The 23311-nt window shown below is 68.6% G+C and carries 23 protein-coding genes and 1 tRNA gene; 8 read left to right on the top strand and 16 right to left on the bottom strand.

Going from position 1 to position 23311, the window contains the following annotated elements:
* Window positions 1-154 precede the first annotated feature (154 nt).
* Window positions 155-802: an O-methyltransferase gene (locus ACFRAQ_RS03800; protein ID WP_357091424.1), complete on the bottom strand. Its 648-nt coding sequence runs from the start codon at window positions 800-802 to the stop codon at window positions 155-157.
* A 236-nt stretch (window positions 803-1038) separates the two neighbouring features.
* On the opposite strand from ACFRAQ_RS03800, the gene sigE reads away from it, so the two are divergent.
* The 5 genes from sigE to ACFRAQ_RS03775 are packed head-to-tail and all read left to right on the top strand — an operon-like array spanning window position 1039 to window position 5108.
* Window positions 1039-1728: an RNA polymerase sigma factor SigE gene (sigE, locus tag ACFRAQ_RS03795; RefSeq protein ID WP_379093731.1), complete on the top strand. Its 690-nt coding sequence runs from the start codon at window positions 1039-1041 to the stop codon at window positions 1726-1728.
* A 55-nt stretch (window positions 1729-1783) separates the two neighbouring features.
* A complete protein-coding gene (locus ACFRAQ_RS03790; RefSeq protein ID WP_379093728.1) occupies window positions 1784-2188 on the top strand; it encodes a hypothetical protein in 405 nt (134 codons plus the stop codon).
* A 10-nt stretch (window positions 2189-2198) separates the two neighbouring features.
* Window positions 2199-3758 (top strand): S1C family serine protease, encoded by a 1560-nt coding sequence (locus tag ACFRAQ_RS03785; RefSeq protein WP_379093725.1) that lies wholly within the window; start codon window positions 2199-2201, stop codon window positions 3756-3758.
* A 13-nt stretch (window positions 3759-3771) separates the two neighbouring features.
* Complete coding sequence (tatB, locus tag ACFRAQ_RS03780) at window positions 3772-4209, top strand: Sec-independent protein translocase protein TatB (RefSeq protein WP_379093722.1); 438 nt, start codon at window positions 3772-3774, stop codon at window positions 4207-4209.
* A gap of 59 nt (window positions 4210-4268) precedes the next feature.
* Window positions 4269-5108, top strand: coding sequence for a hypothetical protein (locus tag ACFRAQ_RS03775; RefSeq protein ID WP_357091433.1), 840 nt, complete (start codon window positions 4269-4271; stop codon window positions 5106-5108).
* 52 nt (window positions 5109-5160) lie between these two features.
* Here the strand turns inward: ACFRAQ_RS03775 and ACFRAQ_RS03770 are convergent, their stop codons facing one another.
* The 6 genes from ACFRAQ_RS03770 to dapE all read right to left on the bottom strand — a co-directional run bounded on the left by ACFRAQ_RS03770 (window position 5161) and on the right by dapE (window position 11479).
* Window positions 5161-6084, bottom strand: coding sequence for a glucosyl-3-phosphoglycerate synthase (locus ACFRAQ_RS03770; protein WP_379093719.1), 924 nt, complete (start codon window positions 6082-6084; stop codon window positions 5161-5163).
* Complete coding sequence (folP, locus tag ACFRAQ_RS03765; RefSeq protein ID WP_379093716.1) at window positions 6081-6953, bottom strand: dihydropteroate synthase; 873 nt, start codon at window positions 6951-6953, stop codon at window positions 6081-6083. The genes ACFRAQ_RS03770 and folP overlap by 4 nt, the downstream gene beginning before the upstream one ends.
* Window positions 6954-7089: 136 nt before the next feature.
* The gene (locus tag ACFRAQ_RS03760; RefSeq protein WP_379093713.1) at window positions 7090-8859 is read right to left on the bottom strand and encodes a long-chain-acyl-CoA synthetase; all 1770 of its coding nucleotides are present in this window, start codon (window positions 8857-8859) and stop codon (window positions 7090-7092) included.
* 99 nt (window positions 8860-8958) lie between these two features.
* Window positions 8959-9510: a TIGR00730 family Rossman fold protein gene (locus tag ACFRAQ_RS03755; RefSeq protein WP_379093710.1), complete on the bottom strand. Its 552-nt coding sequence runs from the start codon at window positions 9508-9510 to the stop codon at window positions 8959-8961.
* Window positions 9504-10307 carry a TIGR00730 family Rossman fold protein gene (locus ACFRAQ_RS03750; RefSeq protein WP_379093707.1) on the bottom strand — a complete coding sequence of 268 codons (804 nt, stop codon included), beginning with the start codon at window positions 10305-10307 and terminating at the stop codon, window positions 9504-9506. Before ACFRAQ_RS03750 ends, ACFRAQ_RS03755 begins: the two co-directional genes overlap by 7 nt.
* Window positions 10308-10372: 65 nt before the next feature.
* Window positions 10373-11479, bottom strand: coding sequence for a succinyl-diaminopimelate desuccinylase (dapE, locus tag ACFRAQ_RS03745; RefSeq protein WP_379093704.1), 1107 nt, complete (start codon window positions 11477-11479; stop codon window positions 10373-10375).
* A 109-nt stretch (window positions 11480-11588) separates the two neighbouring features.
* On the opposite strand from dapE, the gene dapD reads away from it, so the two are divergent.
* Window positions 11589-12551, top strand: coding sequence for a 2,3,4,5-tetrahydropyridine-2,6-dicarboxylate N-succinyltransferase (gene dapD / locus ACFRAQ_RS03740; RefSeq protein ID WP_379093701.1), 963 nt, complete (start codon window positions 11589-11591; stop codon window positions 12549-12551).
* Between the two features lie 77 nt (window positions 12552-12628).
* Here dapD and ACFRAQ_RS03735 read toward each other — a convergent pair whose 3' ends face one another.
* The 3 genes from ACFRAQ_RS03735 to ACFRAQ_RS03725 form a co-directional block, all read right to left on the bottom strand.
* Complete coding sequence (locus tag ACFRAQ_RS03735; protein ID WP_357283292.1) at window positions 12629-12940, bottom strand: hypothetical protein; 312 nt, start codon at window positions 12938-12940, stop codon at window positions 12629-12631.
* A 100-nt stretch (window positions 12941-13040) separates the two neighbouring features.
* Window positions 13041-13412, bottom strand: coding sequence for a PPOX class F420-dependent oxidoreductase (locus ACFRAQ_RS03730; protein WP_379093698.1), 372 nt, complete (start codon window positions 13410-13412; stop codon window positions 13041-13043).
* 34 nt (window positions 13413-13446) lie between these two features.
* Entirely contained in the window at window positions 13447-14856 is a 1410-nt protein-coding gene (locus ACFRAQ_RS03725) for an acyl-CoA synthetase (protein WP_379095786.1), read from the bottom strand.
* Window positions 14857-15014: 158 nt separating this feature from the next.
* Here ACFRAQ_RS03725 and ACFRAQ_RS03720 point away from each other — a divergent pair, with 158 nt between their 5' ends.
* Entirely contained in the window at window positions 15015-15869 is an 855-nt protein-coding gene (locus tag ACFRAQ_RS03720) for an oxygenase MpaB family protein (RefSeq protein WP_379093695.1), read from the top strand.
* Window positions 15870-15882: 13 nt separating this feature from the next.
* Here ACFRAQ_RS03720 and ACFRAQ_RS03715 read toward each other — a convergent pair whose 3' ends face one another.
* The gene (locus tag ACFRAQ_RS03715; RefSeq protein WP_379093692.1) at window positions 15883-16515 is read right to left on the bottom strand and encodes a TetR/AcrR family transcriptional regulator; all 633 of its coding nucleotides are present in this window, start codon (window positions 16513-16515) and stop codon (window positions 15883-15885) included.
* 148 nt (window positions 16516-16663) lie between these two features.
* Between ACFRAQ_RS03715 and ACFRAQ_RS03710 the strand changes: the two genes are divergently transcribed.
* Window positions 16664-17527, top strand: a complete 864-nt coding sequence (locus tag ACFRAQ_RS03710; RefSeq protein WP_379093688.1) for an oxygenase MpaB family protein — start codon at window positions 16664-16666, stop codon at window positions 17525-17527.
* A 22-nt stretch (window positions 17528-17549) separates the two neighbouring features.
* On the opposite strand, the gene ACFRAQ_RS03705 is transcribed toward ACFRAQ_RS03710, so the two are convergent.
* The 5 genes from ACFRAQ_RS03705 to dapC form a co-directional block, all read right to left on the bottom strand.
* Window positions 17550-18509, bottom strand: a complete 960-nt coding sequence (locus ACFRAQ_RS03705; RefSeq protein ID WP_379093685.1) for a proline dehydrogenase family protein — start codon at window positions 18507-18509, stop codon at window positions 17550-17552.
* A complete protein-coding gene (pruA, locus tag ACFRAQ_RS03700; protein ID WP_379093682.1) occupies window positions 18509-20143 on the bottom strand; it encodes an L-glutamate gamma-semialdehyde dehydrogenase in 1635 nt (544 codons plus the stop codon). Before pruA ends, ACFRAQ_RS03705 begins: the two co-directional genes overlap by 1 nt.
* Before the next feature lie 76 nt (window positions 20144-20219).
* Window positions 20220-21707 (bottom strand): GMC oxidoreductase, encoded by a 1488-nt coding sequence (locus ACFRAQ_RS03695; protein WP_379093679.1) that lies wholly within the window; start codon window positions 21705-21707, stop codon window positions 20220-20222.
* 353 nt (window positions 21708-22060) lie between these two features.
* Window positions 22061-22134, bottom strand: a tRNA-Asp gene (locus ACFRAQ_RS03690).
* A 70-nt stretch (window positions 22135-22204) separates the two neighbouring features.
* Window positions 22205-23311, bottom strand: a complete 1107-nt coding sequence (dapC, locus tag ACFRAQ_RS03685; protein ID WP_379093676.1) for a succinyldiaminopimelate transaminase — start codon at window positions 23309-23311, stop codon at window positions 22205-22207.

Genomic DNA, 23311 nt, shown 5'->3' with positions numbered 1-23311 from the left:
AACGCCCGAGAGCAATGATCGCCGCGTGGACTATCGCCGGGCGGAACACCTCGGCGACGTCGAAATCATCACCGGGCGTGGGGTTCTCGCCCCGCGCGCCGGATCCTCGGCCGCACGAGGCGCAGAGATCTCAGCCGCGCGAGGCGCAGAGATCTCAGCCGCGCGAGGCGCAGAGCAGGCCGTCCCCCACCGGGATCAGCACGCTGGTCAGATCCGGATCCTCGGCGATCGCCCGGGTGGCGGCACGCACGGCCGTGGTCTGCGGGTCGCGCTGGTTCGGATCCGGCACGCGCCCGCCGAGCAGCGCGTTGTGCAGCAGGATCGCCCCGCCCTCGCGGAGCAATCGCACCGCCTGCGCCACGTACTGCGGGTGCTCGAGCGGCGCGGCGTCGATGAAGACCAGGTCGTAGGCCCCATCGGCGAGTCGCGGCAGCACGTCGAGGGCGCGGCCGTTGATGAGCCGGGTGCGCGCGGGCGCGATCTCGGCCGACCGGAACGCCTCACGGGCCGCGCGCTGATGCTCGGGCTCGGAGTCGATGGTGGTCAGCGTGCCGTCCTCGCGCATGCCGTCGAGCAGCCACAGCCCGCTCACCCCCGCCCCGGTGCCGACTTCGACCACGGCCCGCGCCCCGAGCAACTGGGCGTACATGCTGAGCAGCGCGCCGACGGCCGGCGCGACCGGGGCGGCGCCGAGTTCGAGCGCGCGTTCGCGCGCGCCGACGAGGATGTCGTCCTCGGCGACGGATTCCTCGACGTATTCGAGGTTGCGCTGCAGGTTCTGTGCCGCGGGAGTCAGGCTCACCCAGTAGAGGCTAATGGCGATACACCGGTAAGGCGTGGCGGTGACCGGCCGGTGTGGCGATTTTTCTCAGGTGTCCCTCAGCCTCTGCATACAGCTGCCACATCACGACCGACCAGAGTAATGCTCACGCCAGGCCAGCGACCGCGGTCTCGGGGAACGGGAACAGCCGATCGAACGGATGGGTTGACACCGGTAACCGAGGTTCACGGTCCCGAGTAGGAGGTAACCCCATCCACATGGTCGACGCGGCGCGTGAACACGCCAACACCCTGCACCCGCAGATCCAGCCGCACGACAGCGACACCCCGCTGGACGGTGCGTTGCTGCTGTCCCCCGCCGACGACGAGGCCGCCCTCACCGGGACCGCCGCCTTCGACGCCACCGGCGACCGCAATGTCATGCCCACCTGGGACGAACTGGTCCGTGAGCACGCCGACCGCGTGTACCGCCTGGCCTACCGCCTCACCGGTGATCCGCAGGACGCCGAGGATCTGACCCAGGAAACCTTCATCCGGGTCTTCCGTTCCTTGCAGAACTATCAGCCCGGCACCTTCGAAGGCTGGCTGCACCGCATCACCACCAACCTGTTCCTGGACATGGTCCGCCGCCGCAACCGCATCCGCATGGAGGCGCTGCCCGAGGACTACGACCGCGTCCCGTCCGAGGGTCCCGATCCGGAGCAGGCCTACCACGACGCCAACCTGGATCCGGATCTGCAGTCCGCGCTGGACTCGCTGGCCCCGGAATTCCGTGCCGCCGTGGTGCTCTGTGACATCGAGGGCCTGTCGTACGAGGAGATCGGCGCGACGCTGGGGGTCAAGCTGGGCACCGTGCGCAGCCGCATCCACCGAGGACGTCAGGCACTGCGCGAGCAACTCGAGCATAATGGGGTGGAGCGGCGCATCGCCGCCGAGCAGATCGGGTGACCCGCGGGCAGCGCTCGCCCGAAGACCTCGAATCGTCCGGAAGGGTGTGCAGCGTATGAACGGCGAGGACCGACCGCACCGTCGTCCCCCGCGTTTCGCCCCCACCGAGCATCTGGCCAGTGAGGCCATCGCCGCCTACGTGGACGGCGAACTACGGATGAACGCGTATCTGCGTGCCGCCCACCACCTTTCCGTGTGCCGCGAGTGCGCGGCCGAGGTGGACGCCCAGCAGCAGGCGCGGATCGCGCTGCGGCAGTCCTCCGATCAGATCTCCGCGCCGCTGAGCCTGCACGACACGCTGAGCCGGATTCCGCGGGCGCTGTTGCAGGAGTGCGCCAATCACCCCGCGCCGGATCCGGCCGATCGGGATCGGGGTCCGCTGGCGCGCGGCATGAGTTCCTTCGGGCTGCGCCAAGATTCGTTCGACAGCAGACGGTGGACCTCATGGTGGCGCAAGTAGAGTCCATAGCGTGACCACCGAATCGAAGAACACCGGGCCCGAGCCCGAACGGGAGGCGACCTCCGATTCGGCGGCCGATCGGGGGAACCTGCGGCCGTCGGACGCACCGGTGCTGGGGCCGCGGCCGGTGTACCGGCCGCACGTGGACAATCACACCGCGCGCGCTTTCCGCCGCCCGAACGGCCAGAACGGCTCGTTCGCGGCCCGCACCGCGGGTGCGGCGGCCGCCGCGGCGCCGGGGGGCTCCGAGATTCAGAACCGGCCGCCGGACGCGGTGCTGGCCGAGGCGTTCGGACGTCCGGAGGGTTCGTCCGAGCTGTTGCAGCGTGATCCCGAAGCCAAGGGCGAGAGTGCCGCGCCGAGCGCGCCCGCCGATCCGTGGCGGGATCCGAATTCGGCCGCGCGCCTGGGCAGTCCGGCGGTGCCGCAGCCCCCGGCGCCGCCGCTCACCCCCGGACCCAAGCTGGGTGCGCGTGAGGTGCTGTTCGGTGGCCGGGTGTCGTGGCGGGCGCTGTCGCTGCTGGCGGCCATCGCCGCGGTGATCGGCCTGATCGGTGGGGTCGTCGGGGCCTTCACGGGTTCGTCGGCGTCGGCGCTGACCTCTCGCAAGGTGTCGTTGCAGTCCGCGCCCGCGGCCCCCGAATCGCACAACCAGATCACCAAGGTGGTCAACGCGGTGATGCCGGCGGTGGTGACGGTCCGGGCCTGGCTGGGCGACACCGGTTCCACCGGTTCGGGCGTGGTGATCGACGGCGAGGGCTACATCGTCACCAACAATCACGTGATCTCGCTGGCCGCCAATGACAAGTCGGGCAAGGCCAAGCTGGACGTGGTGTTCTCCGACGGCCAGCGGGTGCCGACCCGCATCGTCGGGCGCGACACCAAGACGGATCTGGCGGTGCTCAAGGTCGACGTGAAGAACCTGTCGGTGATCCAGCTCGGCAGTTCCGGCGACGTGCAGGTCGGCGACGAGGTGCTGGCGCTGGGCTCCCCGCTGGGCCTGGAGAAGACGGTTACCTCCGGCATCGTGTCGGCGCTGCACCGGCCGGTGAAGGTGGGCGGCGAGGGCACCGACACCGATGCCACCCTGGACGCCGTGCAGACCGACGCCGCGATCAACCACGGCAACTCCGGTGGCGCGCTGGTGGACATGCAGGGCCGGCTGATCGGCATCAACTCGGCCATCAAGTCCGAGAGCGGCGGTTCGGTGGGCCTGGGCTTCTCGATCCCGGTCGATCAGGTCAAGCGCATCTCGCAGGCGCTGATCCACAACGGCGAGGTGTTCCACCCCATGCTGGGCGTGAGCGCCAAGACCAAGCTGGTCGCCAATGACGTGATGAGCGGCGCGGCGGTGGCCGACGTGCAGGCCGGCGGTCCGGCCGCCAAGGCGGGCATCGTCGAGGGCGACGTCATCGTGAAGGTCGGCGACCGTGACGTGTCGGGGCCGGAGGAGCTCACCGTGGCGGTGCAGTCGCACGAGATCGGCCAGACCGTGAACGTGAAACTCATTCGCGACGGCCGTGAGGTCGATGTTCCGGTGACGCTGGAAACGGATAAGAAGAACGGGTAGGTAGCCTGTACTCGTGTTCAGCAATATCGGCTGGGGCGAGATGCTCATCCTGCTTGTCGCCGCCCTCGTGATTCTGGGTCCGGAGCGACTGCCGGGCGCCGTTCGCTGGACCGCGCACGCCTTGAAACAGGCCCGCGATTACGCGACCGGCGCTTCCCAGCAATTGCGCAATGAGCTCGGCCCGGAATTCGACGAGATCCGTAAACCATTGGAGCAGTTGAACGAACTGCGGGGTATGAATCCACGGTCCATGGTGACCAAACACCTGCTGGACGGGGACGACTCGATCCTGAACAGCTTCACCGACCTGACCAAATTCGACAAGCCGGGCAGCTCCGCGAACAGCGGAAACGGTTCCAGCAATAGCGGATACGGCCCTATTTCCATGCCGGCGGAACAAAAACCACTGGAGCGCAACGAACGTCCGCCGGTGGATCCCGACGCCACCTGAGATCAATTCTGTCTACCGGACTTGACACATGATGCTGTCCAGCTATCTAGACTGCGCACATGTCGGCCGACGAGGTGGCCCGGGTATTCGCGATCGAGGACAAGGTCGAACGCCTGAAAGCCGCCACCGAAGGCGTGGCAGCCGCGCAGCAGCAGATCAATGAGCTGACGCGCATCCGCCGCGCAGTCATCCGCGAACTACATGCCGAAGGCTGGACGTTCGCCAGAATCGGTGCGGCCGCGGGTCTTTCCCGCGCCCGCATCCATCAGGTGAGCACGCAGGGCCCGGTGCCCGAGGGCCTGTTCTTCGGTCACGGTCCGCTCACCATCCTCACGCCGGACGTGCGCAGCACCACCCGCTCCATGGCCCTGGTCGGCGCGCCCGACGCGGCCGCGCCGCACCGGCTGGTGGAACTGCTGCGCGAGCTCGGCTTCACCGCGAATGTCCAGCGGTTCCTCCCCGGTCGCCCGCTCGATCTGGACCGGGACGGTCTGATCGTGCTCGGCGGGCCCGAATTGTCACCCAGTCTGCGCTATCTGGTGGCCGCCGATCCCCGGCTGCGCCGCACGGTGGCGCGGGCCGGCCGGGTGCGGCGGGGCATCGAGGACCGGGCCGCGCGGCGGGTCTACCGCCCGGGCGGCACCGAGCCCTACGACATCGCCTACCTGGCCCGCCTCCCCCGACCGGACGGCAAGGGCAGCGTGCTGGTCATCGACGGCCTGCACCCGCCCGCCTCCCTGGGGGCGATCCGGCTGCTGGCCACCCGGCTCGCGACCCTGCACGAGCGGGCGGCCACCCACCCGTTCTCGGCGGTGGTCGGCGTCCGTTACGACCGCTCGACGGGCGAGCCGATCGAAGCGGATCTGCTCACGCCGATCTATCGCCACGACAGAGCCTGATTGCCCTCCGCTTCGCTCCGGGCGGGTTCGTGCTTCGGGCTGCCGCGGCGGGTCAGGCCGCGGCCTCCTCGGAGCGCAGGGTGTTCATGGGCGGGCGGTCGGCGAGCGAGACGTCGGTCATGTTCGCGATGAATTCGCCTGCCACCATGGGGAATTGGGTCAGCGCGGCGCCCGAGTCCTGGATCCCGCTGCGACCCAGGACGGTGCCCAGGATCTGGCGGCTCATGACGCCCAGGTCGGCCAGCGGGCGGTTGCGGTGCTGGCGGACACCGAGATTCACCTGTCCGATGGCCGAGAGGCCGAGCAGGTCGTAGGTGTCGAGCAGCAGGCCGATCTCCACGCCGTAGCCGGGGGCGAAGGGCACCGCGGTGAGCAGTTCACGGGTGCCCGCGTACTCGCCGCCCAAGGGCTGCAGCACATTCGAGAGTTCGGGGCGCAGCGCGGCCAGCAGCGGACGGGCCACCAGTTCGGTGACGCGGCCGCCGCCGTGGTGGTCGACGGATTCGCCGGTGCGCAGCGGGCGGCGGTAGTACGCCTTGACCAGGTGCATGCCGTCGACCGTGAGCAGCGGGCCCAGCAGCTTGGGCACGAAGTTCGGGTCGGGATCGATGAGGTCGGAGTCGACGAACGCGATGAGGTCGCCGCTGGTGACGGCCAGCGACCGCCACAGGCATTCGCCCTTGCCGGGAACCGGGTCGAGTTCGGGGACGGCCTGCTCACGGGTGACCACACGGGCCCCGGCGGCCTGTGCGCGGACGGCGGTGGCGTCGGTGGACCCGGAGTCCAGGACGACGAGTTCGTCCACCAGCGTGCCGAGCAGGGGCCGGATGCTGGCCACCACGGCGGCCACGGTGGCTTCCTCGTTGAGGGCGGGCAGGACCACCGAGACGGTGCGGTCACCCTTGGCCGCGACAAGTTCGGGGACCGACCAGTCGGGACGGTCGAAGGTGTTGGTGTTCACCCAGTCTGTTTTCATGCGAGACCTCGCAAAGTACGGGCGGGTGGGCGGTGACCCTGGATGGCGGCGATCATGTCCACGACCCGGCGGGTCTGGGCCACCTCGTGCACTCGAAAGACCCGGGCACCCGCGGCGGCCGACCAAGCAGTCGCTGCCAATGTGCCCTCCAATCGTTCGGATAGCTCGACACCAAGAGTCTCTCCGATGAAATCCTTATTGCTCAGCGCCATCAAGACGGGCCATCCGGTTTTCACAAGAACGTCTATCGCCCGCAACAATTCGAGCCCGTGGTAGGTATTTTTCCCGAAATCATGGGTCGGGTCGATCAGAATCGAGTCCTTGGCCACCCCGGCCGCCGCAGCATTTTCGGCCGCGGCCACCACCGTCTCGGTGACCTCGGTCACCACATCGGCGTACCGCACCCGGTGCGGACGGGTCCGCGGAATCGCGCCCCCGGTATGTGAGCAGACGATTCCCACACCCAGTTCGGCGGCCACGCCGACCAGTTCCGGGTCCGCGCCCGCCCAGGTGTCGTTGATCAGGTCCGCGCCCGCGGCGACCGCGGCCCGCGCCACATCGGCGCGCCAGGTGTCGACGCTGATGAGTAGCTCGGGATAACGCTCGCGGATAGCCGCCACGAACGGCACCACCCGGCGCGACTCCTCCGCGGCGTCCACCTCCGACCCGGGCCCGGCCTTCACCCCGCCGATGTCGACCAGATCCGCGCCGCCGGCGACCGCGGTGTCCACGGCTCGCAGGGCGGCCTCGTCGGTGAACGTCGCGCCCTTGTCATAGAAGGAGTCCGGCGTCCGGTTCACGATCGCCATGACAAGCGCCCGATCCGTCGCCACCGGCTTCCCGCACAATGTCGGCAACGGCGCACACATGCCCTCGACTGTACTGTGTCCAATCTGCCCCTCCGCTTCGCTCCGGGGCGGTTCGCGGCCCCGGAGGTCTCGTTCTTCCCTCCCTCCGCTCAGTCCAGGAACGAGACGGACCGCGAACACCCAGCGAGTCCAAGAATCAACCGCGCGGAACGTTGCCCGCAGCGACGTCCGCCACGTACTCGGGATAGGCCGGAACATAGCCGTCAGTGCGGCCCGCAAGGACGTAGAGCGTGCTCTCGACGTCCGGGGCAAAGCCCTGCTTGCGCAGTTCGACCTTCCGGTTCTTGAACGTGGACGTCTGTTCCAGTTCGGGCACCACCCGGATGAACAGCGGCACGGCGTAGCCGGGCAGGCGGTCGTAGAGGGCCTTGGCGGCCACCTTGCCGTCGAAGTGCGCGCCCTCGTGCAGGGTCACCGCGGCCATGCCCGCCTTGCCGTCCGTGCCGGGGATGTCGACGCCGTAGACGACCGCCTGGGTGACCTCGTCGATGCCGTCGAACGCGCCCTCGACCTCGGTGGTGGCCACGTTCTCACCCTTCCAGCGGAAGGTGTCGCCGAGCCGGTCCACGAAGGCGATGTGACCGAAGCGCTGGTCGCGGACCAGGTCGCCGGTGTCGAACCAGCAGTCGCCGTCCGCGAAACCGTCACGCACCAGCTTGGATTCGGTGGCGGAGGCATCGGTGTAGCCGTCGAACGGCGAGCGGTCGGTGACCTTGGCCAGCAGCAGCCCGACCCCGCCCGCGGGCACCCGGCGCAGCCGGCCGTCGGGGTGGCGCAGCGCCTTGCCGGTGGCGTCGTCGTATTCCACGATGGCGAAGGGCAGCGGGGTGAACCCGGCGGTGCGGGCGACGGAGAAGGCGTTGATGAAGGCGACGTTTCCCTCACTGGCGCCGTAGAACTCGACGATCCGCGCGATGCCGAACCGCTGCTGGAACTCGTCCCACAGTTCGGGGCGCAGGCCGTTGCCGACGCACAACCGGATCGTGTGCTGCCGGTCGGTGGGCTTGGCCGGCTGGTTGAGCAGGTAGCGGCACAGTTCGCCGATGTAGACGAAGGCGGTGGCCCGGTTGGCGATGGCCTCGTCCCAGAAGCGGGTGGCCGAGAACTTGCGGCCCAGCGCGAAGGTGGCGCCGCCCGCGATCACCGAGGACAGGGCCACCGTGAGGGCGTTGTTGTGATAGAGCGGCAGGCAGCTGTAGAGCGTGTCCCTGCCGTCCAATCGCACTCCGAGCCCGCCGATCCCGGCCATGGACTTGGTCCAGCGCATGTGGGTCATGACGCTGGCCTTGGGCAGGCCGGTGGTGCCGGAGGTGAAGATCAGGTAGGCGCGTTCCTTGGCCGTGATCTGTTCGGTGACAGCGGGATTCGAGGGGTCGGCGGTGGCGGCCTCGGCCTCCAGCTGTTCGGTCCACAGCAGGGCGGGCCGCGTCTCGCCGAGGGTCTCCAGCGCGTCGGCGCACTCCTCGCCGATGACGTCGAGCACCGAGTTCAGCAGCCCGAAGCTGTGCCGCAGCACCACATCTCGCTGGTTGTGGTTGAGCAGGCCCGCGGTGGCGCCGAGTTTCACGGTGGCGAGCACGGTGAACAGCGCCTCGGGCCGGTTCACCATGAGGATGCCGACCACGTCGCCGCGCGTGACGCCGTGCGCCGCGAGCACCTTCGCGTACCGATTGACCAGCGCGTTGGCCTCGCCCCAGGTGTATTCGCGCCCTTCGAATCTCAGGAAGGCCCGGTCCGGGTGCTTGGCCGCGCCGCGCTGGAAGAACAGCCCGATCGACGCCTTGTCGCCGGCTTTCACCGCCAGGCGCCCGACATTGCGGATCATGCCGGGTGCTTGCAATGCCATGCCGGGCAGGGCGCGAACCAGGTCGAGCAGGCTCACCGTCGATCGGGCGTCGGTACTCACTTCGTTGTGCTCCTCACCGGGTCGTGCGTACGCCCCGCTCTCGTGTGCCTACCCTGACCGATTCGTCCGATCTTGTCGAGTGAAACCGAGGAGTTCCGGTCAGCGGGTGAGCCGCAGCCCGGCGAAGGCGGTGTCGAAGCTCTTGGTCACCAGCACCCGGTCGATGGCCTCCAGCCCGGCGTAGCCGCGCACCCGCAGCTCACCGATCCAGTCGAACAGGCCGCGGTAGTGGTCCTGCGGGTCGAGCACCACCACCGGTTTGGCGTGCACGCCCAGGTAGGCGCCGGTCCAGGTTTCGAAGAGCTCCTCGAGCGTGCCGATGCCGCCGGGCAGGGTGAGGAAGGCGTCGGCGCGCTCGTCCATGACCTGTTTGCGCTCGCGCATGGTGTCGGTGACGATCAGCTCGTCGGCGTCGGTGTCGGCGACCTCCTTGTGCACCAGGTGCTTGGGGATGACGCCGACGGTGTGCGCCCCGGCGGCCCGCGCCGCCTGCGCGACCGCGCCCATCATGGAGACGTTGCCGCCGCCGGACACCAATTGCCAACCGCGACGGCCGATCTCGGCGCCGACCCGGGTGGCCAGGTCCAGCGCCACCGGATCGTCGACGCTGGCCGAGCAGTACACGCAGACCGCGTAGGCATCGCTCACCATTGCTCCTCCACCCCCACTTCGTTCATCTCCTGGCGCGCCCGCGCGGCCAGGGTGACGATCTCCACCACCTCGTCGACGCTGTCGGTGACGTGCAGCAGCCCCAGGTCGCCGGCGGCGATCTTGCCCGAGCCGAGCAGCGAGTCGTGGATCCAATCCACCAGTCCCGCCCAATATTTGGTGCCGAACAGGACGATCGGGAAGCGAGTGATCTTGTGGGTCTGCACCAGGGTCAGCGCCTCGAACAGCTCGTCGAGGGTGCCGAAGCCGCCGGGCATGCACACGAACGCCTGGGAGTACTTCACGAACATGGTCTTGCGCGCGAAGAAGTACCGGAAGTTGATGCCGAGGTCGACCCACTCGTTGAGGTGCTGTTCGAACGGCAGCTCGATGCCGAGGCCGATCGAATAGCCGCCCGCCTCCGACGCGCCCCGGTTGACCGCCTCCATCGCGCCCGGCCCGCCGCCGGTGATGACCGCGAAACCGGCATGGGCCAAAGCGCTTCCGATCGCGACCCCGGCCTGGTACTCGGCCGAGTCGGCGGGCGTGCGGGCGGAGCCGAAGACGGCCACGGCGCGCGGCACCTCCGCCAAAGCGCCGAAGCCCTCGACGAATTCGGCCTGGATGCGCAGGACGCGCCACGGGTCGGTGTGCACCCAGTCGGCCGGGCCACGCTCGTCGAGCAGATGCTGGTCGGTGGTCCCGATCCCCTTCTTGCGGTCCCGCCGCAACATGATCGGGCCCCGGAACCGTGGTGTCTTCGACAAACCCGCACCCTCGTTTTCGCCGTCAGCAGACATAGAGGCAACCGTACAGCGAGCGAATGACCGCTGTCGGTCGCTCGTTCAGCGTGGTGCTGAACAGTTCATCGGCCTTTCTCGCCGGTGAGGTAGCTGCGCAGCATCGAGGCCACCTGGGTGATCTGTTCGACGGGCAGATGCTCGTCGCGCTTGTGCGCCAGGTTCGGGTCGCCGGGACCGAAATTCACCGCGGGCATGCCGCGGGCGGCGAACCGCGAGACATCGGTCCAGCCGTACTTGGCGCGCACCCCGCCGGAGCCGTGCGTGTGCACGATCTCGATGAGGTCCTTGGCGGCCGGATTCGACAGGCCGGGCAGGGCGCCGGGCGCGCCGTCGGTGCGCTCGAAATCCAGTTCCAGTCCGGCGAACACCTCGCGCACGTGCTCGGTGGCCTGGTCCAGGGTGCGGTCGGGAGCGAAGCGGAAGTTCACGTCCACGGTGGCGACGTCGGGCACCACATTGCCCGCCACACCGCCCTCGACCCGGACAGCGGACAGGCCCTCGCGATAGGTGCAGCCGTCGATCTCGACCTCGCGGGCCCGATATTCCGCCAGCCGTTCCAGGATCGGGGCGAGCCGGTGAATGGCGTTGTCTCCCAGCCAGGCTCGCGCGGTGTGCGCGCGCACGCCGGCGGTGGTGAGCCGCACCCGCAGGGTGCCCTGGCAGCCCGCTTCGATCCAGCCGCCGGACGGCTCACCGAGAATCGCGAGGTCGCCCTCGAGCCATTCGGGCAGTTCGCGTTCGATGCGGCCCAGCCCGTTGTACTCGGCCGCGATCTCCTCGCAGTCGTAGAAGATGAGGGTCAGGTCGTGCACCGGGTCGGCGACGGTGGCGGCCAGGTGCAGGAAGACCGCGTCGCCGGACTTCATATCGACGGTGCCGCAACCCCACAGCTGCCGTTCGCCGTCGGCGGTGGTCTCGAAATGGCCGGGCACATTGTCGGCGATCGGCACGGTGTCCAGGTGCCCCGCCAGGATCACCCGGCTGGGCAGGCCCCGATTGGTCCGCGCCAGCACGGTATTGCCGTGGCGCAGGATCTCGTATCCGGTGGTCTGCTCGCGCAGGGCCTTCTCGACGATGTCGGCGATGACCTTCTCGTTCCGAGAGACGCTCGGAATATCCACGAGCGCGGCGGTGAGTGAAATCGGGTCGGCTCTCAGATCGATGGTCACTCGATCCACCCTAAAGGAGGAATAACCGCAGTTCTTCGCACGGTGGCTGCGTTGGCACAAATCGGCACCGCATTCGGTATGAATTCGCAGCCCGGTAACGTGTGGGGACGTGAGTACTCAGGGAGCAGCAGCAGTCGGCATCGCCACCATCACCGTCAACGGGACGGTTCTCGACACCTGGTACCCGTACCCGACGCTCGGTGAATTCTCCGCCGACGAGGTGGGCACGGTGCGGCTGGACGCCTCCGATCCCGAGTACGCCAAGTTCGCCGCCTCGGCAGGTGTCGACGAGGACCGGCGGGTCGAGACCGTGGTGGTCCGCACCGTGATCGCCGACCTGGCCGCCGCGCCGATCGACACCCACGACGCCTACCTGCGTCTGCACCTGCTCTCGCACCGCCTGGTCCGCCCGCACGGCGCGAACCTCGACGGCATCTTCGGGCTGCTCGCGAACGTGGTGTGGACCAACCACGGTCCGTGCTCGACCGAGGAGTTCGAGCTGACCCGCCTGAAGCTGCGGGCCCGCGGCCAGGTCACCGTGTACGGCGTCGACAAGTTCCCGCGCCTGGTGGACTACGTGCTGCCCTCGGGTGTCCGCATCGCCGACGCCGACCGCGTGCGCCTGGGCGCGCACCTGGCCTCGGGCACCACCGTCATGCACGAGGGCTTCGTCAACTTCAATGCCGGCACGCTCGGCAATTCCATGGTGGAGGGCCGGATCTCGGCCGGTGTGGTGGTCGGCGACGGCTCCGACGTCGGCGGCGGCGCGTCCATCATGGGCACCCTGTCCGGCGGCGGCAAGCAGGTCATCTCGCTGGGCGAGCGCTGCCTGCTGGGCGCCAACTCGGGCCTGGGCATCTCGCTCGGCGACGACTGCGTGGTGGAGGCGGGCCTCTACGTCACCGCGGGCACCAAGGTGGGGCTGCCCGACGGCCAGATCGTGAAGGCCGGTGAGCTGTCCGGCAAGTCGAACCTGCTGTTCATCCGCAACTCGCTGACCGGCGCGGTCGAGGTTCGCCCGCGCAAGGGCACCGGCATCGAACTGAACGCGGCCCTGCACGCCAACGACTGAGATGTAACAAACGAAAACCCCTGTCGGCTCGGGCCGCAGGGGTTTTCGTCATTTTCGGGCTCAGCCGCGGGCCGCGCTCATTTGTACAGGGCGCACCACGGAGCGGGCTGTCCGTCGAGCGGCGGGATCGGGCTGGTGTTGTTGCACTGGCCCGAGCCGGTCTGGAGAGCCTTGATCAGGTTCGAGGAACCGGCCGCCGACGGATCGAACGATCCGGTGCCGGTGGGCCCGGTGTTCACCGATCCGGTGCCGGTGGGCCCGGCGACGGGCTCGGCGGGTTGCGGCATCGGGGTGAGCGGCAGTGGCGCGGCGGTCGCCGCGGCGGCGGGGGCCAGCAGTCCGGCGAGGACGGCGGTGGCGGCCATGGTGGTGCGCAGTGCGGTGGGCATCGTTCGGCCTTCCTGGATGACGAGAAACAACCTCCAGGACGCTAGGGGCGGCCCCGAGCCGCGGCCAGACCCCGAAACCCTCGGCAGCAGAACCTCGGTGTCAGTCGATCCCGAAGGCGATGACGCGCTCCGGGGTGATGCGGATGATCTCCGGGGACAGGCCGGGGTAGAACGGTTCGACATCACGCAGAGCCTGTGCGGTGCCGCGGATTTCGAGGCAGCGCACGGTCCACGGGTCGACGGACGGCACGTCGTCGACGACGAAGGCGATCCGTTCCTCCTTCGACAGATTCCGGAACTTCTGACTGGCGCCCATGTGGTGGCCGCCGATGTCGATGGTGCCGAGCGCCGCGTTGTAGCGGTAGCCGACCGGATTGTTCTGCGGGGAGCCGTCGGGCCGGACGGTGGCGAGCCGTCCGAGCCGCTGACTGTTCAGGTAGTCGATCTGGGCGGGCGACAGGGATGCGGTCATGGCGATCACGCTAGAACCTCGACCGCGCTTCAGGTCAAGACAGGAGCTTCTTCTGCACCTTGCCCATGGCATTGCGCGGCAGCGCGTCCACCAGACGCACCTCGCGGGGGCGCTTGTGCACCGAGAGTTCCCCCGCCACATGGGCGATGAGCTCGTCGGCGAGGGCTTCACCCGCGCCGTCCCGCGGCACCACGTACGCGACGATGCGCTGGCCGAGGTCCTCGTCCGGGACGCCGATGACGGCGGCCTCGGCCACCGCGGGATGCCCCAGCAGGCAGGTCTCGATCTCACCCGCGCCGATCCGGTAGCCGCCGGATTTGATCAGGTCGACCGATTCCCGGCCCACGATGCGGTGGAAGCCCGCGGCGTCGATGACGGCCACATCACCGGTCTTGAACCAGCCGTCGGCGGTGAAGTTCTCGGCGGTCACCTCCGGCTTGCCCAGGTAGCCGTCGAACAGCATGGGTCCCCGAACCTGGAGTCCGCCAACGCTTTCCCCGTCGTGCGGCACCGGCGCGCCGGACTCGTCACGCAGCCGGGTCTCCACCCCGGCGACCGGGGTGCCCACCCAGCCGGGGCGGCGTTCGCCGTCGGGCCGGGTGGACAGGGTGATCATGGTTTCGCTCATGCCGTAGCGCTCGATCGGGGCATGCCCGGTGAGGTCGGCCAGCCGCTCGAACACCGGCACGGGCAGCGGGGCACTGCCCGAGATCAGGATGCGCGCTTTCGCCAATTCCCGTGCGGTGTCGGGCTCCTCGACGATCCGCGACCACACGGTGGGGACGCCGAAGTACATGGTGCCGCGCGCGTCGGCGTAGGCGCGCGGGGTGGGCTTGCCGGTGTGGACCAGCGGGCTGCCCGCCCGCAGCGGGCCGAGCAGGCCGAGGATCAGGCCGTGCACGTGGAACAGCGGGAGGCCGTGCACCAGAACGTCGTTCGAGGTCCAGCCCCACGCCTGGATCAGGGCGTCCAGCCCGGCGGCGATGGCGGCGCGGCTCAGCATCACGCCCTTGGGCGGGCCCGTGGTGCCGGAGGTGTAGAGCACGAAAGCCGTTGCGGTCCCGGCGGGTTCGGCGTACCGGTGCCAGGACCGGGCGTGCTTGCGGACCGGGATCACCGGCAGCTCGGAGCCTTCGGGGGCCGTGCCCAGCCAGGCCTGGGCCTCCGAGTCGCGCAGAATGTGGGCCAGTTCCGCGCTGCCCGCGTCCGGCGGCACCGGGACCACGGTGACCCCGGCGATCAGGCAGCCGATCACCGCGAGCACGGTGGTGACGGTCGGCTCGGCCAGCACCGCGACCCGGCGGGCCTGGGCGACGCGTTCGGCGACCGAGGTGGCCGCGCCGAGCAGATCACTGCGCGACAGGGTCTCGCCGTCGATGGTGACGGCATCGGGGATATCGGCTCCGGCGGCGATGGCGGCCGGATTCAGCGAACTCAGCAACAGCGGCGACACGGGCTCACGCTACCCGAGGCCGCGGTCCGCCGACCTGCTGCCGCGACGCGCAACGGTTCGCTTGCGAAGCCGTCGCGCCGGTTGACAGACCACCCGAGTGGGTAAGACAGTTTCTGTACAACCTTCTCACATCGAGGATGTGGTCAACGATGACCAGGCCGCTGCCCCACCCCGGCGAATCCGCCGCGCCCGCACCGGAGATCGATGTCCGCCGCTACCTCGACGGCGCGGCCGGCTTCTTCGGCGCGGCCGCGAACGTGATCATGCAGCTCTCCAATCCCCCGGTCGGCTACGGCGTGGTGGAGAGCCCGGTGGAGTCCGGGAACGTCATGATCCACCCGTTCAAGCGGCTGCGCACCACCCTGACCTACCTGGCCGTCGCGCTGCTGGGGACCGACGAGGACCGCGCCGCCTACCGCGAGGCCGTGGACGCCGTGCACAAGTACGTCCGATCCCGCCCGGACAGCACCGTGAAGTACAACGCCTTCGATCCGAGACTCCAACTCTGGGTGGCGGCCTGCCTGTACTGGGGCGCGCGTGACCTCTACGAGCGCATGCACGGCCCGATGGACGACTACGACGCCGACGCCTTCTATCACCACGCCGCCCGGCTGGGCACCACCTTGCAGGTGCGCCCGGAGATGTGGCCCGCCGACCGCGCCGCCTTCGACCGGTACTGGGCCGAGAACCTCGCCCGGACACGCATCGACCCGAAGATCAAGGCGTACTTCGACGATCTCATCGACCTGAAAATGCTGCCCCACCCGCTGCGCCCGCCCTTCGCGGGCGTGCACCGCTTCTTCGTGACCGGTCTGCTGCCGCAACACCTCCGGGACGAGATGGGCATGACCTGGACGCCGCGCCAGGACCGCGTACTGGCCGCCATGCTGCGGACCGCGGGCGCGGTCGAATCGGTGGTGCCGACCTCGCTGCGCGCCTTCCCGCTCAACGTCTACCTCACCGATATGCGGCTGCGCCGCCGGCTGGGCCTGAAACTGGTGTGAAACCCGTTGCCGGTCAGAGGATTCGGAAGCCAGGAATCACGTGCTCGCGAGCGAATTTGCGCAGCGCCTCCGGATCGCCGAGCGGGATGACGGTCTGCGGCGTGAGGGCCAGCGAGAGCGCGGCCCGGGCGGTCATCTCCGCCAGCGGCAGCGGATCGTACTGCGGCAGTTTGCCTTCCGCCTGGAGCCGGGCGGTGAACTCGGCCAGGTAGTCACGGCCCAGTTCGATCACCGGCGCGCCCTGCACGGTCAGATACGGCAGCACGATCTCGGGTTCGGTCTTGAGTAGCCGGTCCAGCAGCTGGTTGTTGCGCAGGCCCTCGGTGAAGGCCACGAACAGCGCGACGATCTGCTCCTCGGCGCTGGCGTCGGCCTCGATCGGACCCTGCACCGCCGCGTCCACGTCGTCGATGAACTGGCGGGCCTGCCGCAGCCCGACGGCCTGGATGAGATCGTTCTTCCCGGCGAAGCGCCGGTAGAGGGTGGCCAGCGAGAGTCCGCCGCGCCGGGCGACCTCGACCATGCTGGTGCGTTTGATGCCGAAGTCCAGGAAAGCCAGCAGGGCGGCGTCGAGGACCTTCGCCTGATTGCGGTCCTCGGGGCCGGATCCGCGAACGAGCGGCAGCAGTTTGGCCAGTTTGGCCATGGTCCGAGCCCTTTCCGGTCACGAAGAAACGGTGAGGCACTAATCTTCGCACATTGACACCGGCACCCCACGATGAGAAGGTGAGTGGCGAAATTTCTCACACTCTCCTCATCCGGCGAGGAGTGACGACCGAGGAGTCGAGTCAACGATGACCGCCCCGCTGCGCAAGTTCGACGAGTTTCCCCCGGCCTATCAGCCGTTGACCCCCGCGGACATCCGTGAGCACATCGACGGCGTCGCGGCCTTCCTCGGCGGTGCCGCCAACGTCGTCATGCAGCTCTCGCTGAAGCCGGTCGCCTACGGTGTCATGGAGAGCGACGTCGACAGCGGCAAGGTGACCCTGCACCCGGTCAAGCGGCTGCGCACCACCCTCACCTACCTCTCGGTCGCCCTGCTCGGCAACGACCTGGACCGCACCACCTACCGCGAGGCCGTGAACGGCGCGCACCGCAGCGTCCACTCCAAGCCGGGCAGCCCCGTCAAGTACAACGCCTTCGACCCCAAGCTCCAGCTGTGGGTGGCGGCCTGCCTGTACTGGGGTGTCGACGACCTGTACCACCGCATGCGCGGCCCGATGGATCCCGCACTGGCCGAGGCCTTCTACCAGTACTGCGCCCGCCTGGGCACCACGCTGCAGATGCGCCCGGAGATGTGGCCCGCCACCCGCGAGGACTTCTACGCCTACTGGGACGAGAACCTCGCGACCAAGTCCATCGACGGGCCCACCCGCAAGTACTTCAACGACCTCACCGATCTGAAGATGGTGTCGTGGCCGGTGCAGTTCGCCCTGGGCGGCCTGCACCGCTTCATCGTCACCGCGCTGCTCCCCCAGCATCTGCGCGACGAGATGTCCATGACCTGGAGCGCCCGCGACGAGCGCGTCTTCACCGGCTTCCTGCGGGTGATCTCCGCGGTCTGGACCCGCATGCCCACGATGCTGCGACTGTTCCCCTACAACTTCTTCCTGGCGGACATGCGCCTGCGCCGCCGCTTCGGCCGCCCGCTGGTCTGAGCCCGGCGAAGCCGGAGAGCCCTCAGCCGCGCTCGGCCAACGCGCGCAGGAAGAAGCCGAGATTGGCCGGGCGTTCGGCGAGACGGCGCATGAGGTAGCCGTACCACTGGGTGCCGTAGGGGATGTAGACCCGCAGCGCGTGGCCGTCGCCGACCAGGCGGCGCTGCTCGGCGTCGCGGATGCCGTAGAGCATCTGGAACTCGAAATCGCCTGGTTTGCGGTGATTTTCGGCGGCCAGCGCGAGGGCGGCGGAGATCATGGACGGGTCGTGGGAGGCGACCATGGGGTACCAGGCGTTGCGCAGCAGCACCTCGAGGCAGCGCAGGTAGGAGGCGTCCACCTCGGCGCGGCGCTGGTAGGCGACGGTGCCGGGTTCCTGATAGGCGCCCTTGCACAGGCGGATTCGGGTGCCGTCGGCGGCCAGGTCGCGGGCATTGTCCTCGGCCTGACGCAGATAGGTCTGCAACGCTACCGCCAGCCACGGGAATTCGGTGCGGGCATTGCGGACCGCTTCGAGGGTGTCGGCGGTCGTGGTGTGGTCCTCGGCGTCGACGGTCACCCAGACGTGGCGTTCGACGGCCTTGGCGCACAGCTTGTGCAGGTTCTCCGCGGCGATGGCCGGACCGTCCTGCCCCAGGGACTGACCCAGCGCAGACAGCTTGAGCGAAACCTCCACCCGCGGGATGTCGGTGAGCACCCCGGCGGCCGTCCGGTCCGCCTCGGCCAGGTCGTCGATGAGCGAGAAGTATTCCGCCACAGCGGCATCCGCCTGAGCGCGGTCGGTCGTGTACTCGCCCAGGAAATCGACGCTGACCGAGCGCCCGCTCTCCAGCAGCGCCCGCGCGACCGGCACCATGTCGGCGCGCGTCTCCCCCGCGACGAACCGCCGCACCACCGCGGCGGTCACCGGCACCTTCGTGATGACGTCCTTGATCCGGGACGACCCGGCGGCCGCCAGGATCGCCGGGCGCAGCGGGTTCATCACGCCTCCATGTGGGGGTAGCGGTACTCGGTGGGCGGGACGAACGTCTCCTTCAGGGTGCGGGGCGCGACCCAGCGCAGCAGGTTGAGGTGGGAGCCCGCCTTGTCGTCGGTGCCCGAGGCCCGGGCGCCGCCGAAAGGCTGCTGGCCGACCACCGCGCCGGTGGGCTTGTCATTGATGTAGAAGTTCCCGGCCGCGAATCGCAGTGTGCCGGTAGCGGATTCGACAGCCTGGCGGTCGCGGGCGAAGATGGCGCCGGTGAGGGCGTACGGGGAGGTCCCGTCCACCACGTCCATGATCTCCTCGAAGGCGTCGGGCGCGCCGTCGTCGTAGACGTAGACCGACAGGATCGGCCCGAAGTACTCGGTCTCGAAGGATTCGTCGCCCGGGTCGTCGCAGAGCAGCACGGTCGGCCGCACGAACCAGCCCTCGCTGTCGTCGTAGCCGCCGCCCGCCGGAATCGATATGCCCTGCTCACGGGCGCGCCCGATGGCGGCCACGCACTTGGCGTAGGAGCGGTCGTCGATCACGGCCCCACCGAAATTCGAGAGGTCGGCGACATCCCCGTAGGTCAGCGACTCCACCTCGGCCAGGAAGTCCGAGCCCATCCGCCGCCACACCGACTTCGGAATGTAGGCGCGCGAGGCGGCCGAGCACTTCTGGCCCTGATATTCGTAGGCGCCGCGAATCATGGCCACGCGCAGCGCGTCCGGATCGGCGGAGGGGTGCGCGAGAATAAAGTCCTTGCCGCCGGTCTCCCCCACCAGCCGCGGATAGCCGTGGTATCGGCCGATATTCGAGCCCACCGTCTGCCACAGGTATTGGAAGGTGCGCGTCGATCCCGTGAAGTGGATGCCCGCCAGCCGAGGATCGGCCAGCACGGCCTCCGACAACTGCGCGCCGTCACCGGTCAGCATATTGATGACACCCGGCGGCAGTCCGGCCTCCTCCAGCAATTTCATGGTGTAGTAGGCCGAAAGCGTCTGTGTCTGCGAGGGTTTCCACACGACCGTATTGCCCATGAGCGCGGGCGCGGTGGGCAGGTTCCCGGCGATGGCGGTGAAGTTGAAGGGCGTGATGGCGTACACGAACCCTTCGAGAGGCCGGTAGTCCATCCGATTCCACACGCCCGGTGAGGATTGCGGCTGTTCCCGCAGGATCCCCCGCGCGAAGGCCACATTGAACCGCCAGAAGTCGACCAGCTCGCACGGTGCGTCGATCTCGGCCTGCTGCACCGATTTCGACTGTCCGAGCATGGTGGCGGCGGCGATGGTCTCACGCCAGGGGCCGGACAGCAGGTCGGCGGCGCGGAGCAGGATGGCGGCCCGCTCCTCGAAGGGCATGGCCCGCCAGCCGGGGGCGGCCGCGGTCGCCGCGGCGATGGCGGCCCGGGCTTCGTCGTGGGTGGTGTTGGCGTAGGTCCCCAGTACGTGCCGGCGCCGGTGCGGCATCACGATATCGCGGCGTTCACCCGCGCCGGGCTGATGTTTGCCGCCGATCACCAGCGGCACTTCAACGGCTTCGGCGGAGAGTTCGGCCAGCCGCCCGGCCAGCAGCGCGCGTTCGCGACTGCCGGGGGCGTAGGTGTGCACCGGTTCATTGACGGGAGCGGGGACAACCGTGACAGCGTCCATATCCAACACTATCGCGATCGCCCCCGCCCGGCCGGACAGAACACGCCCCGGCGGCCGCTACAGCGGAATTTTTACATCAGTGGAAGTCCTCGGCGATGATCTTCTCAATGTTGCGTTCCGCCAATGCCGTAATGGTTACGAAGGGGTTGACGGTGGTGAAGCCGGGGATCAGCGAGCCGTCGATGACGTAGAGGCCCGGGTAGGACGAGAGGCGGCCATAGTTGTCGGTGGCCACATTGAGCACGCAGCCGCCCAGCGGGTGGTACGCGAAGTCGTCGCCCCAGGTCTTGTAGGTACCGAACAGGTCGGTCCGGTAGATGGTGCCTTCCTTCTTGTTGATCTTGTCGAAGATCCGCTTGGCCGCGTCGATGCCGGGCTGGTTCCAGGCGGTCTGCCAGTTCAGGTCGACGCCGCCGCTGCCCGAGTTGTAGGTGAACTTGGCCCGGTTCGGGTTCTTGGTGATGGCCAGGTACAGGCTGGCGAAGGTCTCGATCCCGGCCGGGAACGGCGACACCTCGGCGAAGGCCGGGCCACCGGTATCGGCCAGGTTGTCGATGCCCAGGCAGGGGATGCAGGACTGCAGGCTGCCGGTGGCGTCCCAGGCCTGGTTCTGCCGGGCCACCATGACATTGCCGTTGTTGCCCCAGCCCGCGCCGACCGAGTCGGGCAGGTTGGGCAGCTTGCCGGTGGCCTTCTGGGTGACCAGCAGTTTGCTGGTGCCCACGCTACCGGCCGCGAAGAAGACCTTCTGCGCCGTAACCGTTTTCGACTTCACGGTGTTGCCGCTGGTGTCGATCTGGTTCATCACGACCGAGAACCCGCCGCCGTTGGCCGGGGACACGGTGGTGACCACGTGCTGCGGGACGATGGTCACCTTGCCGGTGGCCGAGGCGTCCGCGAGATAGGTCTTGTCGAGGGAGTTCTTGCCGTAGTTGTTGCCGTAGATGACCTCGGCGTTGAGGGCGGAGCGCGGCGCGGTGTTGGCCTGCTCCTGCTTCATGTAGTTGAAGTCGTAGACGTTGGGGACGAAGGTCCAGTTGAAGCCGGACCGCTCGGCCTGCTTACGCCCGACGCGCGCGAACTGGTAGCAGTCGGCGCTCTCGAACCAGTTCGAGTCGATGTTGTTCACCTTCAGCCCGGCATTGGCGCGCGGGTAGTAGGTGCTGTACATCTCGCCCGGGTCCACCGAGGGCAGGATGGTCGGGAACCAGCTCTGCTGCGGCGTCACCGCCATACCGCCATTGACCAGCGAGCCGCCGCCGACGCCGCGGCCCTGGTAGATGCGAATCCCGCTGAACTGCTCGGAATCCAGCACGCCGGTGTACCGGGAGATGGACTTGTTGTAGGGCGCGCCCATGAAGTGGTTGACGGGCTGGTCGGTCTCGGTGCGCAGCCAGAACGAGCGGCCGTCGGGCTTGAGCATGTTGCAGAAGACCTTGCCGTCGGAGCCGGGCTGGCTCCAGGACATGCCCTTCTCGACCATGACCACGTTCTGCCCGGCCTGCGCGAGCCGCAGGGCCGCAACCGCGCCGCCATAACCTGTTCCAATTACCAGGACCGGCATCTGGTCGCCGTCGGCGATCGACCCGGCGGGTAAGGCCCGGGCGGCTGGGAGCTTCCCTAGTAGCGCGGCCGCCCCGAGAACAACCCCCGTTGCAGCTAGGAACCCTCGTCGGCTGACATTGCTGCCGTAAACACTCTTGCCGGGGGTTTCATAAGACAATCCACGCACTGAAATACTCCTCATCGAGTTGCGATGAGAACTTGTTATAGATGTTCTGGAGTGAACGTGTGTCAGTTTTCACAAAACGAGAGCTGACAACATATCTCGCTAACCACAGGCAACCGGGGACGCGACAACGCGCGGACAGCACACAGCCTCCCCACCGAAATCGGTGGGGAGGCTGTGTGCACGTGCGACCCTGACGGGACTCGAACCCGCGACCTCCGCCGTGACAGGGCGGCGCGCTAACCAACTGCGCCACAGGGCCTTACGAATCGCTCGGCCATCCGGCCTGGCGACGTCGTAGACGGTATCACGCGGGCCCGGGTAACCGAAAATCAGCTGGTCAGACGATCAGCCGCAGTCGCGATGCGCTCGTCGGTGGCCGTGAGGGCAATGCGCACATGCTGATTCCCGCGCGGTCCGTAGAACTCGCCCGGGGCGGCCAGGATGCCGCGCGCGGCCAGCCAATCCAGAGTGGTGCGGCACGGCTCGTCGCGCGTCGACCACAGGTACAGACCCGCCTCGGAATCGTCGATCCGGAATCCCGCGCGCTGCAGCGCATCTCGCAGCACCACCCGGCGGGCACGGTAGCGGTCCTTTTGCTGAACCTCGTGGGCGTCATCGCCGAGGGCCGCGGTCATGGCGGCCTGGATCGGGAACGGCAGCATCATGCCGGAGTGCTTGCGCACCTCCAGCAGCTCCGCCACCAGCTCCGGGTCACCGGTCACGAAACCCGCGCGGTAGCTGGCCACGTTCGAGGTCTTGGACAGCGAGTGGATGGCCAGCAGGCCGGTGTGATCACCGTCGCACACCTCGGGATCGAGGATCGACACCGCGCGGCCCTCCCAGGCCAGGCCCAGGTAGCACTCGTCGGAGGCCACGATCGCGCCGCGCTCGCGGGCGAACCGCACCACCTTGCGCAGATGGTCGACGCCGAGCACCTTGCCGGTCGGGTTGGACGGCGAGTTCAGGAAGATCAGCGCGGGCCGCTCGGGGCCCAGCGCCACCGTGCTGTCGGCGCGCAGATACCGGGTACCGGCCAGCAGCGCGCCCACCTCGTAGGTCGGGTACGCGACCTCGGGGATGACCACCAGATCCTCGGCGCCCAGCCCGAGCAGCCGCGGCAGACCGGCGATGAGCTCCTTGGTGCCGATGGCCGGCAGCACCGCCGCCGGGTCCACCCCCGTGATCCCGAATCGCCGCTTCAGGGCCGCCACGACGGCCTCGCGCAATTCGGGCGTGCCGTGCGTGGTCGGATACCCGGGCACCTCCGCCACCGACGAAAGCGCCTCGCGGATCAGCGGATCCACCGGATCGACCGGGGTTCCGACCGAGAGGTCGACGATGCCGTCCGGATGCGAAGCGGCCTTCGCCTTCACCGAAGCGATGGTGTCCCAGGGAAAATCGGGCAGCAGTGCGCTGACCCGGCCACGCGCGGTCAA

The organism is Nocardia sp. NPDC056611, from assembly GCF_042792755.1.
Lineage (GTDB): Bacteria > Actinomycetota > Actinomycetes > Mycobacteriales > Mycobacteriaceae > Nocardia.
This window is presented reverse-complemented; position numbering and strand designations above follow the sequence as displayed.

Bases quoted from the DNA above. Each gene is read 5' to 3' on its own strand.
- sigE (WP_379093731.1), top strand. From the start codon at position 1,039: ATGGTCGACGCGGCGCGTGAACACGCCAACACCCTGCACCCGCAGATC.
- ACFRAQ_RS03790 (WP_379093728.1), top strand. From the start codon at position 1,784: ATGAACGGCGAGGACCGACCGCACCGTCGTCCCCCGCGTTTCGCCCCC.
- ACFRAQ_RS03750 (WP_379093707.1), bottom strand. From the start codon at position 10,307: ATGTCTGCTGACGGCGAAAACGAGGGTGCGGGTTTGTCGAAGACACCA.
- ACFRAQ_RS03770 (WP_379093719.1), bottom strand. From the start codon at position 6,084: ATGAAAACAGACTGGGTGAACACCAACACCTTCGACCGTCCCGACTGG.
- ACFRAQ_RS03710 (WP_379093688.1), top strand. From the start codon at position 16,664: ATGACCGCCCCGCTGCGCAAGTTCGACGAGTTTCCCCCGGCCTATCAG.
- ACFRAQ_RS03775 (WP_357091433.1), top strand. From the start codon at position 4,269: ATGTCGGCCGACGAGGTGGCCCGGGTATTCGCGATCGAGGACAAGGTC.
- ACFRAQ_RS03755 (WP_379093710.1), bottom strand. From the start codon at position 9,510: ATGGTGAGCGATGCCTACGCGGTCTGCGTGTACTGCTCGGCCAGCGTC.
- pruA (WP_379093682.1), bottom strand. From the start codon at position 20,143: ATGGACGCTGTCACGGTTGTCCCCGCTCCCGTCAATGAACCGGTGCAC.
- ACFRAQ_RS03705 (WP_379093685.1), bottom strand. From the start codon at position 18,509: ATGAACCCGCTGCGCCCGGCGATCCTGGCGGCCGCCGGGTCGTCCCGG.
- ACFRAQ_RS03730 (WP_379093698.1), bottom strand. From the start codon at position 13,412: ATGACCGCATCCCTGTCGCCCGCCCAGATCGACTACCTGAACAGTCAG.
- folP (WP_379093716.1), bottom strand. From the start codon at position 6,953: ATGTGTGCGCCGTTGCCGACATTGTGCGGGAAGCCGGTGGCGACGGAT.
- ACFRAQ_RS03720 (WP_379093695.1), top strand. From the start codon at position 15,015: ATGACCAGGCCGCTGCCCCACCCCGGCGAATCCGCCGCGCCCGCACCG.
- ACFRAQ_RS03695 (WP_379093679.1), bottom strand. From the start codon at position 21,707: ATGCCGGTCCTGGTAATTGGAACAGGTTATGGCGGCGCGGTTGCGGCC.
- ACFRAQ_RS03735 (WP_357283292.1), bottom strand. From the start codon at position 12,940: ATGCCCACCGCACTGCGCACCACCATGGCCGCCACCGCCGTCCTCGCC.
- ACFRAQ_RS03715 (WP_379093692.1), bottom strand. From the start codon at position 16,515: ATGGCCAAACTGGCCAAACTGCTGCCGCTCGTTCGCGGATCCGGCCCC.